The sequence below is a fragment of the Caulobacter sp. FG121 genome, assembly GCF_057809815.1.
On the sequence record NZ_JBMDKR010000003.1, the window covers coordinates 1 to 10,982 of the forward strand.

General features: G+C 66.5%; 13 protein-coding genes. 5 read left to right on the forward strand and 8 right to left on the reverse strand.

All coding sequences use genetic code 11. The annotated features are described in order from the left end of the window. Window positions 1-56: 56 nt before the first annotated feature. Both ACODSL_RS08775 and ACODSL_RS08780 read right to left on the reverse strand, forming a co-directional pair. Entirely contained in the window at window positions 57-422 is a 366-nt protein-coding gene (locus ACODSL_RS08775) for a hypothetical protein (RefSeq protein WP_488900301.1), read from the reverse strand. Between the two features lie 102 nt (window positions 423-524). Further along, entirely contained in the window at window positions 525-1,982 is a 1,458-nt protein-coding gene (locus ACODSL_RS08780) for a coniferyl aldehyde dehydrogenase (RefSeq protein WP_488900302.1), read from the reverse strand. Between the two features lie 190 nt (window positions 1,983-2,172). Here ACODSL_RS08780 and ACODSL_RS08785 point away from each other — a divergent pair, with 190 nt between their 5' ends. The 3 genes from ACODSL_RS08785 (at window position 2,173) to ACODSL_RS08795 (ending at window position 5,432) form a co-directional block, all read left to right on the forward strand. After that, a complete protein-coding gene (locus ACODSL_RS08785) occupies window positions 2,173-3,228 on the forward strand; it encodes a diguanylate cyclase domain-containing protein (RefSeq protein ID WP_488900303.1) in 1,056 nt (351 codons plus the stop codon). A 184-nt stretch (window positions 3,229-3,412) separates the two neighbouring features. Continuing rightward, window positions 3,413-4,555, forward strand: coding sequence for an MFS transporter (locus tag ACODSL_RS08790; protein ID WP_488900304.1), 1,143 nt, complete (start codon window positions 3,413-3,415; stop codon window positions 4,553-4,555). 73 nt (window positions 4,556-4,628) lie between these two features. Then, complete coding sequence (locus ACODSL_RS08795; RefSeq protein WP_488900305.1) at window positions 4,629-5,432, forward strand: enoyl-CoA hydratase/isomerase; 804 nt, start codon at window positions 4,629-4,631, stop codon at window positions 5,430-5,432. 118 nt (window positions 5,433-5,550) lie between these two features. Here ACODSL_RS08795 and ACODSL_RS08800 read toward each other — a convergent pair whose 3' ends face one another. After that, window positions 5,551-5,946 (reverse strand): TfoX/Sxy family protein, encoded by a 396-nt coding sequence (locus ACODSL_RS08800; RefSeq protein ID WP_488900306.1) that lies wholly within the window; start codon window positions 5,944-5,946, stop codon window positions 5,551-5,553. A 78-nt stretch (window positions 5,947-6,024) separates the two neighbouring features. Between ACODSL_RS08800 and ACODSL_RS08805 the strand changes: the two genes are divergently transcribed. Continuing rightward, complete coding sequence (locus ACODSL_RS08805) at window positions 6,025-6,585, forward strand: TetR/AcrR family transcriptional regulator (RefSeq protein ID WP_488900307.1); 561 nt, start codon at window positions 6,025-6,027, stop codon at window positions 6,583-6,585. A 9-nt stretch (window positions 6,586-6,594) separates the two neighbouring features. Next, window positions 6,595-7,389, forward strand: coding sequence for a lysophospholipid acyltransferase family protein (locus ACODSL_RS08810; protein WP_488900308.1), 795 nt, complete (start codon window positions 6,595-6,597; stop codon window positions 7,387-7,389). Window positions 7,390-7,392: 3 nt separating this feature from the next. Here the strand turns inward: ACODSL_RS08810 and ACODSL_RS08815 are convergent, their stop codons facing one another. The 5 genes from ACODSL_RS08815 to sufD form a co-directional block, all read right to left on the reverse strand. Beyond that, window positions 7,393-7,809 (reverse strand): hypothetical protein, encoded by a 417-nt coding sequence (locus ACODSL_RS08815; RefSeq protein ID WP_488900309.1) that lies wholly within the window; start codon window positions 7,807-7,809, stop codon window positions 7,393-7,395. Between the two features lie 87 nt (window positions 7,810-7,896). After that, window positions 7,897-8,286 (reverse strand): HesB/IscA family protein, encoded by a 390-nt coding sequence (locus tag ACODSL_RS08820; protein ID WP_488900310.1) that lies wholly within the window; start codon window positions 8,284-8,286, stop codon window positions 7,897-7,899. A 2-nt stretch (window positions 8,287-8,288) separates the two neighbouring features. Next, complete coding sequence (locus tag ACODSL_RS08825; RefSeq protein WP_488900311.1) at window positions 8,289-8,651, reverse strand: SUF system Fe-S cluster assembly protein; 363 nt, start codon at window positions 8,649-8,651, stop codon at window positions 8,289-8,291. Between the two features lie 4 nt (window positions 8,652-8,655). Beyond that, window positions 8,656-9,873 carry an aminotransferase class V-fold PLP-dependent enzyme gene (locus tag ACODSL_RS08830; RefSeq protein WP_488900312.1) on the reverse strand — a complete coding sequence of 406 codons (1,218 nt, stop codon included), beginning with the start codon at window positions 9,871-9,873 and terminating at the stop codon, window positions 8,656-8,658. Further along, a complete protein-coding gene (gene sufD / locus ACODSL_RS08835; RefSeq protein ID WP_488900313.1) occupies window positions 9,870-10,907 on the reverse strand; it encodes a Fe-S cluster assembly protein SufD in 1,038 nt (345 codons plus the stop codon). The genes ACODSL_RS08830 and sufD overlap by 4 nt, the downstream gene beginning before the upstream one ends. Window positions 10,908-10,982 lie beyond the last annotated feature (75 nt).

A 10,982-nucleotide genomic window follows, 5' to 3' on the forward strand; every position in this document is an offset into this window, starting at 1 on the left:
GGCATCAACGGCCTCACACCATGGCAGCGTGTGAACAACCTTCTTGGAAACGACAGCTAGCTCGCCGTAGTGATCTGGTCGCAGGCGTCGGCGGCCGCCTGGACCGCCGACGACTCGAGCTTGTCGAGACGCGCCTCCTCGGCCTTGCGTTCCAGCTGGCTGGTCTTGCTGTCGGCGGGCGTCAGATCGGTGCGCGTGGCGAGGGCGAGCGACAGCTTTTCCCGGCTCGTGTCGAGTTTGGCGATGCGCTTGCGGATGATCGTCTTGTCCGCGCCGGTGGCGGCGTCAGCATCGGCTTCCAGAAGGCCGGCGGCGACTTCATAGGTCGCGATACACCGCGCCTGGGCCTTGAAGTCAGGCTTCGCCTGAGCGGTCGAAACCGCCAGCAACGAAACGAGCAGGCCGGTAACGGCCGTACGCATGGTCATCTCCCTGGGGCGAAGCGCCCCGTCAGGCGGATATCGTATGCCGCCACGAAAGCTGCAATACGACATCCCGCCTGACGCGGATATGAACGGGCTCGCCTAACGCTTGAGCGAGGCGCCAAGGAACTTGCGGATAGCCGGACCATAGGGCGGCCGCATCTGAAGCAGCGGACCGATGTCCTTCTTAAGCTGGGTGTAGATCGCCTTCTTGTGGCTGAACTCGAGGAAGCCGTCATGGCCGTGGTAGCTGCCCATGCCTGACGGACCAACGCCGCCGAACGGCAGCTCTTCCTGGGCCACATGCATGATCACATCGTTGACCGTCACGCCGCCGCTGGTGGTGTGATTGAGGATGCGGTCCTTTTCGGCCTCGTCGGTCCCGAACCAGTAGAGGCCCAGCGGCCGGTCGTGGGCGTTGATGTAGTCCACGGCCTCGCTGACGGCATTGTAGGTCTTCACGGGCAGCACCGGACCGAAGATCTCGTCCTGCATCACCGTCATGTCGTCGGTGGCGTTGAGGATCAGGGTCGGCGGGATCTTGCGATGCTCCTGCTGGCTGAAGTCCTCGCCGGCCGGGTTGATCTCGCGGATGTCGGCGCCCTTGGCGCGGGCGTCGTCGATGTAGCCCTTGATCCGGTCGTAGTGCCGCTGGGCCACGACGGATGTGTAGTCGGGATTGTCCTTCAGGGTCGGGAACATCCGCGTCACCGCGCTGGTGGCCTCGGTGACGAACTCTTCCACCCGGTTCTCGGGAACATTGACGTAGTCAGGCGCGAGGCAGATCTGGCCGGCGTTGAGCGTCTTGCCGTTCATGATCCGCGCGGCCGCGGTGGCCATGTCGGCGCTCTGTGAGATGATCACGGGGCTCTTGCCGCCTAGCTCAAGCGTCAGAGGCACCAGGTTCTCGGCGGCGGCGCGCATGACATGGCGGGCGATCGACGTCGCGCCGGTGAAGATCATGTGGTCGAACGGCAGCCCGGCGAAGGCCTGACCGACTTCCGGCCCACCGGTGATCACGGCGATCTCGTCGTCGGTGAAGGCCTTGGCGAACATGGTCTTCATCAGCTCGGAGGTGACGGGCGTGAACTCCGACGGCTTGATCATCGCCCGGTTACCGGCGGCCAGGATGCCGGCCAGCGGGGCGAAGGTCAGGTTGACGGGGAAGTTCCACGGGCTGATCACCCCCACCACGCCCTTGGGCTGGTACTGGATCTCGGCCTTGGCCCCGAGCAGGCCGAGGATCGCCGGCGTGGTCTTGCGCTTCTGCGCCTTCATCCACTTGCGGACGTTTTCTTTTGCGAACTTCAGCGGGCCGATCGAGCCGGACACGTCGGTCAGCAGGCTGGCTTCCCGCGAGCGGTTGCCGAAATCGGCATTCAGCGCGTCCTGAATGTCGACGGCATGGTCGACCAGCATGCCGATGCAGCGATCGAGCCACTCGATGCGTTTTTCAGCACTCGGCGCCCCGTCCCGGATATGCGCCGCCTTCTGACGATCAAGGATGGCCAGCATCGCGGCCGTATGACCTTCGATGCCGAGATTGGCGGGTGCGTTCATGGGGGTCCCTCCGGACAGGCCGGGCTGCCCCCGGCTCAGGTGATCGACGATCAGAATGACCGCACCTTCGTCGCGCCGCAAGCGACCGGCGTTATCCCTTTAACCGGTCATTCGGACCTTTCGGCATACGCTCGCCCATCTACAGCTCAGACCCGCTCGAAGGGCGGCCTGCGCCAAGGGGGAATGACCAATGTCCGGCGAAGTCGAAACCATTCTGAGAGGGCCGGAGGCCTACAAGGTCGCCCGCAAGGCTCTGGACCTGATGGAAAGCCATCATGTCTGGCCGACGCCCCTGAATTTCGAGCTCTGGTCGCACTATGTCGCCGACCCGGAAGGCGCCCTGGCCGTTGAACTGGGCAGGCTGATCCTGCTGGGCGAGCCCCTGACCGAGAGCATCAGCGAGGACCTCGCGGCGGCCTATCTGGCCAAGGCCCGCCTGAACGAACAGATTCGCGACGCCGGGGATCAGCTGTCGAAGGAACTGGACTCGGTGTCCAAGGCCATCCAGCAGGCCCAGAAATCCAATGAGGCCTATGGCCACACCCTGGCCGGCGCCAGCAAGGACCTGAGTGAGGCCGAGGGCGTCGAGCAGGTCCGCGCCATGGTCGACTCGCTCTCCTCGGCGACCCGCCGGGTGCAGAAAGAGAACAAATCCCTCGAAAAGCGCCTCGCGGAATCGACGGGCGAAGTCCAGCGGCTGCGGGAACATCTCGAACAGGTTCGCCGTGACGCGACCACCGATGGACTGACCAACCTGGCGAACCGTCGCGCGTTCGACGACGAGCTGGCCCGCGCCTGCGCCGACGCAGATGAGACGGGTATGGCCCTGACCCTGGCTGTGCTGGATATCGACCACTTCAAGAGCTTCAACGACACCTGGGGCCATCAGACCGGTGACCAGGTCATCCGCTTCGTCGCCAGCGTCATCGGCCGTCTGGGCGCCACGCCGCGCTTCTCGGCCCGTTATGGCGGCGAAGAGTTCGCCATGATCTTCCCCGGTGAAGACTCCGGACTGGTTGAAGCCTGCCTGGAGGAAATCCGTGAAGAGGTCGCCTCGCGCATGTTGAAGCGTCGGTCGACCAACGAGGATCTGGGTACAGTGACCGTATCCGCCGGCCTGGCCACCCGCCGCGAAGGGGAAACCGGCAGCTGCGTCATGGAACGCGCCGATGCCGCCCTCTACACCTCGAAGCGCTCGGGCCGTAATCGCGTCACCAATGGCGAGAAGCTGGCCGCGGCGGCCTGACGCCCCGGCTTGTCGATCTGCCCGTCTTGCCGACTTGAAAGTCCCGTGCGAGCCTTCGCCGTCGAAGGAACCGCCACCGATGTGTGAACGCATCCGCTAACCGCTGGCCGAGGCTGGCACGATCCGCACCGCCCGGCGCCCTGCGCCGGGCGAAGCCGCGTTCACACATTCCCTTCAGGTCTCCATGTCCTTTCTCAGGAACGACGCGATCAATCGCGTGAATCTCCACTACACCCTGCAGGCCTTCGCCCAGGAAGCGGGCGGCCTGTTCGTCCTGGTCTTCCTGCTCAAAGCCGGGGTCCCGGTCCCGCTGGCGCTGCTGTTCCAGGCCGGCATCATCGGTGGACGGTTTCTGCTGCGCCCGGTTGTTCTCCCGTTCGCCAAGCGCTGGGGCGTCAAGCCGTTGCTGATGGCCGGAACCGTGCTGACGGCGCTTGACTACCCGCTGCTGGCGCTGGTCGACGGCGTCGGTCCGCTCCTGCTGGTGCTGTGCGCCGTCTCCGCGCTCGGCTACCTGCTCTATTGGCTCAGCTTTCACGCCTATTTCGCGGCCATCGGCGAATCCGATGACCGGGGCGGCCAGATCGGTTTCCGGGAAGCGCTCGTCGCGCTGGTCGGCATCGTCGCGCCGCTGCTCGGCGCTTTGGGCCTGTCCACGGTCGGGCCGATGCCGACCTTTCTCTGTGTCGGCCTGGTCCAGCTGATGGCGATCGTTCCGTTGATCGGCGCGCCGAACGTGGCCGTATCCAGCGAGCTATCGCCCGGCCCACCGGTATCTCGCATGGCCCTCGGCCTCATGGTCTGCGACGGGCTGTTCGCGGCGACCTACCATTTCGTCTGGCTGGTCGCCCTGTTCGTCACCCTCGGCGAAAACTTCCTGGCCTACGGCGGCGCTGCGGCCGTGGCCGCCGTTGTCGGCGCGATCAGCAGCCTCGCCCTCGGCCGGCACGTCGATCTCGGCCATGGCCGGAGATCGGCCCTGATCGCCTACGGGATCGCCGCGGTCGTGGTCATCCTGCGAGCCGGCAGCCTGCACACCCCCTGGCTGGCGGTACTGGCCAATGCGGCGGGAGCCCTGCTGGCGGCGATCGTCACGTCGGTCCTGATGACGCCGGTCTACAACATGGCCAAGGCCTCGCCCTGTACGTTCCGCTTTCACATGGCGACCGAAGGGGCCTGGGACATCGGCTGCTTTGTCGGCCTGACGGTCGCGGCGGGGATTGCGAGCCTCGGCCAGTCCCTGTCGCTCCCGATCCTGCTGGCCCTCGTCGCGGCGGTGCTGCTGGTGCTGCAGCTGTGGCGCTACTACGGTCGCGGCCCGGTCTGAAAATATTCATTGGCGTTCCCCGGCGTTATGGGGGCTAGCCAGTCCGCATAAGAAACCCTCGGAGGATGCTCGGGTGGACTACACGAAAATCAAGGTTGAAGTGACCGACGGCGTGGCCGTGGTGACCATGTCCGATCCCGCGACGATGAACGCCGCGGGCCTGGATCTGGCCGGCGAACTGAGCCACGCCCTCTCCTCCATCGCCGCGGGCAAGGTCGTCGCCCGGGCCGTGGTGCTGACCGGTGAAGGCCGCGGGTTCTGCTCGGGCGCCAATCTCGGCGGCGGCGGAGCCACGGGCCGCGAGCTGGACGTCGACGGCAAGCCGGACGCCGGCCGGGCGCTGGAAACGGTCTACAACCCTCTGGTCAGCCAGATGCGCGACCTGCCGGTGCCGCTGGTGACGGCGGTCAACGGCGCGGCGGCCGGCGTCGGCTGCTCCTTCGCCCTGCTCGGCGACCTGATCGTCGCGGGCGAAAGCGCCTACTTCCTGCAGGCCTTCCGGCGCATCGGGCTGGTGCCGGACGGCGGCTCGACCTACCTGCTGCCGCGCGCCATCGGCCGCGCCAGGGCCATGGAAATGGCCTTGCTGGGCGAAAAGATCGGCGCCGCCAAGGCGCTCGAGTGGGGCCTGGTCAACCGGGTCGTCCCCGACGCCGACCTGCTCGCCACCGCGATCGGAATCGCCAAGGAACTGGCCAATGGCCCGGCCTCGCTCGGCGGCATTCGTCGCCTGATCTGGGACAGCCTCGACAGCGACTGGTCCGGCCAGCTGACCGCCGAACGCAAGGCCCAGAAGATCGCCGGGAAGACCCACGACTTCGTCGAGGGCGTCAGCGCCTTCCTGCAGAAACGCGTCGCGGCGTTCACGGGGCGGTAGAGATGCTCCCCTTCGGGGGAGCTGTCAGGCCAACGGCCTGACTGAGGGGGTCCGCTCAGATTTGGGGTGACCCCCTCCGGCTCGCCAAAGGCGAGCCACCTCCCCCGATGGGGAGGATTTAGCCATCCCAGGGGCCGGGTCCGATGTCGTCGCGCATCGCCCGGCCCTTCTTCGCTTTCGGCCGTTTCGCCCGGAAGGCCGCCTCGACGCCGAGCCGTGCCCAGCGCACCGCCTCGTCGGGATCATCCAGACCGCCCTCGGGCAGGCTCCAGTAGCCGAGCGACGCCTCACGCCCGTCCTTCATGCTGTAGACAAACGGACCCGAGCCCTCCGCCTCAAAGGCCGCGCGGTTCTCGTCGTCCACCTTGAGGTACAGGGTCTCGCCGAACACCAGGGCGAAGGCCGCGCCATCAACCTGCAGGCTGGCGCCGCCGAACATCTTCTTCACCGTCAGGGGGCCGAGACCGGCCAGCAGTTCGTGCAAATGGTCGAGAAACTCGGCGCTGACAGCCATTCCGGTCCTGCGTGATCAATTGTTCACTTGCGGACGCCCGGCGAATGTGAGCAAATGCTCACGCAAGGAGTCGTCCCCATGTCCGCCAAACCTCGCATCGAGCGCGCCGCTCTGGAAGTCTTCGTTCGCGAGGGCGTCGACGCAGCGACGACCCGCGCCATCGCAACGGCCGCCGGCGTGTCCGAGGGCGCCCTCTACCGCCACTACAAGGGCAAGGACGAACTGGCGGTCAGCCTGTTCATGACCACCCACCGGCGGCTGTCGACCCTGATCGAGGACAGCGCCGCCCAGGCCGTCGGCATCAAGGCCAAGGCCGCCGCCATCGTCACCGCCTACTGCGAGGTGGCCGACGAGGACTGGCTGACATTCAGCTTCCACCTGACCCAGATTCACCGCTTCATCCCCTGGTACCAGGAGGATGGCCGCGACCCGGTCACGGTGACCGAGAACGTCATCAAACAGGCAATGATCGCCGCCGAAATTCCGCCTGCCGACCCGCGCGTGCTGGCCGCCATGGCCATCGGCGTGATCACCCAGACCGCCCAGAACCGGGTCTACGGCCGCCTCGGCGACGATCCCCTCTCCGCCCACGCCGACCTGATGACCGCCGGCGTCCAGGCGCTGCTGTTCGCCCGATAGGGAAATCCGATGACCTTCCGCAACCGGCTGTTCAACGCCTACTACTGGGTGCTGTCGATCTTCTACGGCCTCAGCGCCGCCATCCTGGCGCTGGCGCCGGGCCGTGCGCCGATGACCGGGGCGATCCGGCTCTACACGCGTCGCATGCTGTGGGCGATGGACGCGCTGGCCGGCATCAAGATCGAACTGAAGGGCCAGGAAAAGCTGCCCAAAGGCGCCTTCATAATCGCCGCCAAACACCACAGCTGGGGCGACGGCTTCGTCATGTTCGCGAACGTCGACAACCTGTCGTTCGTCACCGGCGATCACATGGAGCGCTTCCCGCTGGTCGGGGCGATCCTGCGCAAGTTCGGCGCGATCATCGTTGACAACTGCGGCGGCCCTGAAGCCCGCAAGGCCCTGTCGGAAAGCGCGGCCCAGGTGGCGGCCGAAGGGCGTCGCATCCTGATCTATCCGGAAGGCAATCTGGCCAAACCCGGCGAGCGGTTCCGCTACCGCACCGGCGTCTATTACATGAGCCGCGACTTCAATCTGCCGGTCGTGCCGGTGGCGACCAACCTGGGCTGCTTCTGGGAGCAGACGTCGAAGATAAAGCGCCCGGGCACGGCCACGATCGAGTTCCTCGACCCGATCGAGACGGGACTCGACCGCACGCCGTTCCTGACCCGTCTGGAGGACGTCATCGAGACCCGCAGCCAGCAGCTGATCGCGCAGGCCACCGGCGCGCCCGTGAAACCCTCGGTGCTGGTCCCGACGCCGGATGAGGTGCGGAAGGCGGCGGCGACCGTCGAGGCCGCCGCCTGAGGATCAGAAGCTGGTCGCGCAGACCTGGGTGGCGAAGGACTGAAATCCTGTTGTCATGTCCGACCACGGGAAGGTCCCGGTCGAGGAACCGATGCTCAGAAAGACCTGGCTCGCCGAGTAGTTTGCCCCGTTGATGACGTTCACCGTCTTGCCGGCGCAGTTGATCGCCATAGTGTGGATCGAGTAGGCGGCGGGCGCCGGACTGCCGGGCATCGGGGTCGGTGTCTGATAGTGGGTCTGGACAAGCAGCGTCTTCACGGCGCCGTTCGTCTTCACCGAATCCCAGCCGTAGGACCAGGCGGCGAAGCTGTCGCTGGCGAGCCCTTCGAACTTGTCCGGGTTCACGTTCGGAAACGGGTTCGCGGGCCCTGCGCCGAAGGCCAGAATAGCGGCGGCGGTGGCGATTGCCGGAATGAACATGGGTTGGTCCCCCTCGTGCGGATCAGACCCTCAGGCTACTGCGAGAACACCGTTCCGCCACTGGGCGGTTACCCGAAACGTGGATTTCTAGCGTTCCGCCGCAGGCTGTATCGTCACGCTCTCGCCGCAGCCGCAGGCGTCCGTCTCGTTCGGATTGCGGAAGACGAATTTGCTGCTCAGCCGGCTGACTTCGTAGTCGATTTCGGCGCCGATGAGGAACAGCACGGCCTTCGGTTCGATCAGGATCGTGACACCGTGATCCTCGACCACCTCGTCGAGCGGATCAGCCGTTTCGGCGTATTCGATGATGTACTCGGAGCCGGCGCAGCCGCCGTTCTTCACACCCACGCGCAGACCGGCGTAGGGCTTCTCGGCCCGGGCCATGATCTCCTTCACGCGCCCGGCCGCGGCGTCGGTCAGGGTGACGACCTTGGGGCGCGGGCGGCGGGGACGCGGGGTGATTTGAACCGTTTCCATGATCAGAACATGTTCAGTTGCAGCTTGGCCTCGTCGCTCATGCGCGAGGGGTCCCACGGCGGGTCGAAGACGAGGTCGACGGTGCAGGACTTGAAAGCCGGGATTTCCATCACAGCGTCCTCGACCCAGCCAGGCATCTCCCCGGCCACCGGGCAGCCTGGCGCGGTCAGGGTCATGTCGATCTTGACCTCGTAGTCGTCCGAGACGTCGACCTTGTAGATCAGGCCCAGCTCATAGATGTCGACGGGGATCTCCGGGTCGAACACGCTCTTGAGCTTCTCGACCAGCTTGTCGGTCAGGGCGTCGAGTTCCGCCTGGGGAATGGCGGAAGACGTCTGCGGGGCGATGGGCGCTGTGTCTGTCATGATCTCAGGCAAAGAAGCTGCGGGCCTTGACCAGCGCGTCCACGAACGCGTCAGCCTCATCCAGGGTGTTATATAGGGCGAAGGAAGCCCGGGCGCTCGATGTCACGCCGAAACGGGCCATCAGCGGCTCGGCGCAATGGGTTCCGGCGCGGACCGCCACCCCCTGCTGATCGAGGATCTGGGCGATGTCGTGAGCGTGAGCCCCGTCGACCGTGAAGCTGAGAATGGCGCCCTTGTCCGGCGTTGTGCCGAGAATCCGCAGCCAGTTGGCCCCATCGAGCCGTTCGATCGCCCGGTCGTACAGCGCGCGTTCGTGCGCCGCGACGGCCTCGCGATCGAGTCCCATCAGCCAGTCCAGCGCCGCGCCGAGCGCGATGGCCTCAAGGATCGGCGGCGTGCCGGCCTCGAACCGCATGGGCGGCTCGGCGTAGGTGATGCGGTCCTCGGTGACCGTGCCGATCATCTCGCCGCCGGCCTGGTAGGGCGGCATGGCGGCAAGCCGCTCGGACTTGCCGTACAGCACGCCGATGCCGGTCGGGCCGTACAGCTTGTGGCCTGTGCAGACGTAGAAGTCGGCGTCCAGCGCCTTGACGTCGATGCGCATGTGCACCGCGCCCTGACAGCCGTCGACGAGCACCGCCGCGCCGACGGCGTGGGCCATAACGGCGATGGCGCGGACCGGATTGATCGTGCCCAGCACGTTGGACATCTGGGTCACGGCGACGAGCCGGGTCCTGTCGGTGATCAGCTTGCGCAGGCCCTCGAGATCGAGCGACCCGTCCTCCAGCACCGGCGCGAAACGCAACACGACGCCCTTGCGCTCGCGCAGCAGGTGCCAGGGCACGATGTTGGAGTGATGCTCCATCTGCGTCAGCACGATCTCGTCGCCGGCCTTCAGGCCCAGCCCGAACGACGCCGCGACCAGGTTGATCGCCTCGGTCCCGCCCTTGGTGAAGACCACCTCGTCGGTGTCGCAATTCAGGAAGCGCGCAACGTTTTTTCGCGCCTTTTCATAGGCTTCCGTCGTTTCGTTCGCGAGCGTGTGCAGGCCGCGGTGGACGTTGGCGTAGCTGCGGCTCATCGCGTGGACGAGTGCGTCTATCACCGCCTTCGGCTTCTGCGCCGAAGCCGCGTTGTCGAGATAGACCAGCGGCCTGCCATTGATCTGGCGCGACAGGATGGGGAACTGGTCCCTCACCGTTTCGGGATCGAACGGGGTCATTCCGCACCCCCCAGCTGCGCACTCACCCACGCCCGCGCCACATTCCGCGCGCCCTCGTGCTCAATCCGGTCGACCACTTCGCCGACAAACGCTTCGGTCAGCATGGCCCGGGCGACAGCCTCCGGCATGCCGCGCTGGCGGGCATAGAAGATCGCCGCCTCGTCCAGGGCCCCGATGGTGTTTCCATGAGCGCACTGGACGTCGTCGGCGAAGATCAGCAGCTCGGGCCTGGCGTCGACCTCGGCCTTGTCCGACAGGATCAGCGCATGGTGGCCCATGCGGGCCTCGGTGCCGTCGGCGCCCCTGTCGACCACGATACGGCCCTGGAACACGCCGCGCGCCTGGTCGCGCACGACGCCCTTGGTGAGTTGCGAGGTGGTTCCATCACGGCCGGCGTGGGTGACGACGGTGGTCAGGTCGGCATGGCGCTGGTCGGCGAGGAGGTAGGCGCCGTCTAGGCGGACGGAGGCGCCCTGCCCCGGATGTTGAACCTGCGTCTCGATCCGCTGACGGCGCGCACCGCTGGTGAGGATCGTCTGATTGAAGGATGCGCCCGGCGCGAGCCGCACCGCCGCGGTCGAGACCGTGACGCTCTCGGCGCCATCCGCCGCAAGCACGATGCGTTCCAGCCTGCCGCCTTCAGCGACATGGATGTCGAGCGTGATCGCCGACACCGCCCCGTCCGCGAGAGCCTCATAGCTTTCCAGCAGCGTCAGCGTCGCGCCGGCTCGTACCGCGACCAGCACCGTAGTGGCGATCGAGGCGGCATCGGCGGCGACAAACCGCAGTTGGGCCAGCTTGTCCCTGCCTGGCTCGGCTTCAATGTGGGTGAAGCCCTCGACAAGCCCGTTCGGAACCAGGAACCCCTCGCCGCCGAGCGCCACAAACGACCCGTCCGTGGTCACGTCAGGTTGGCCGGCGACCGGCGGCAGGCTGCGCAATAGCCCGCGCAGGTCTGTCCAGCGCCAGTCCTCGTCGCGGCGCGACGGCAGCTGGGTCAGGTCGCCGGTTGCGATGGCTGTGGCGAGGGTCATCTCCCTTCCCCCTCGATGGGGGAAGGGTCGGGGATGAGGGGGGTGGCAAGACGGTACAGGAAGGCCGAGATCGGC

What these genes read in the sequence shown, in the direction of transcription:
- ACODSL_RS08780 (WP_488900302.1), bottom strand. Translation starts at nt 1,982, where the DNA reads ATGAACGCACCCGCCAATCTCGGCATCGAAGGTCATACGGCCGCGATG.
- ACODSL_RS08815 (WP_488900309.1), bottom strand. Translation starts at nt 7,809, where the DNA reads ATGTTCATTCCGGCAATCGCCACCGCCGCCGCTATTCTGGCCTTCGGC.
- ACODSL_RS08790 (WP_488900304.1), top strand. Translation starts at nt 3,413, where the DNA reads ATGTCCTTTCTCAGGAACGACGCGATCAATCGCGTGAATCTCCACTAC.
- ACODSL_RS08830 (WP_488900312.1), bottom strand. Translation starts at nt 9,873, where the DNA reads ATGACCCCGTTCGATCCCGAAACGGTGAGGGACCAGTTCCCCATCCTG.
- ACODSL_RS08785 (WP_488900303.1), top strand. Translation starts at nt 2,173, where the DNA reads ATGTCCGGCGAAGTCGAAACCATTCTGAGAGGGCCGGAGGCCTACAAG.
- ACODSL_RS08800 (WP_488900306.1), bottom strand. Translation starts at nt 5,946, where the DNA reads ATGGCTGTCAGCGCCGAGTTTCTCGACCATTTGCACGAACTGCTGGCC.
- ACODSL_RS08805 (WP_488900307.1), top strand. Translation starts at nt 6,025, where the DNA reads ATGTCCGCCAAACCTCGCATCGAGCGCGCCGCTCTGGAAGTCTTCGTT.
- ACODSL_RS08775 (WP_488900301.1), bottom strand. Translation starts at nt 422, where the DNA reads ATGCGTACGGCCGTTACCGGCCTGCTCGTTTCGTTGCTGGCGGTTTCG.
- ACODSL_RS08810 (WP_488900308.1), top strand. Translation starts at nt 6,595, where the DNA reads ATGACCTTCCGCAACCGGCTGTTCAACGCCTACTACTGGGTGCTGTCG.
- ACODSL_RS08825 (WP_488900311.1), bottom strand. Translation starts at nt 8,651, where the DNA reads ATGACAGACACAGCGCCCATCGCCCCGCAGACGTCTTCCGCCATTCCC.
- sufD (WP_488900313.1), bottom strand. Translation starts at nt 10,907, where the DNA reads ATGACCCTCGCCACAGCCATCGCAACCGGCGACCTGACCCAGCTGCCG.
- ACODSL_RS08820 (WP_488900310.1), bottom strand. Translation starts at nt 8,286, where the DNA reads ATGGAAACGGTTCAAATCACCCCGCGTCCCCGCCGCCCGCGCCCCAAG.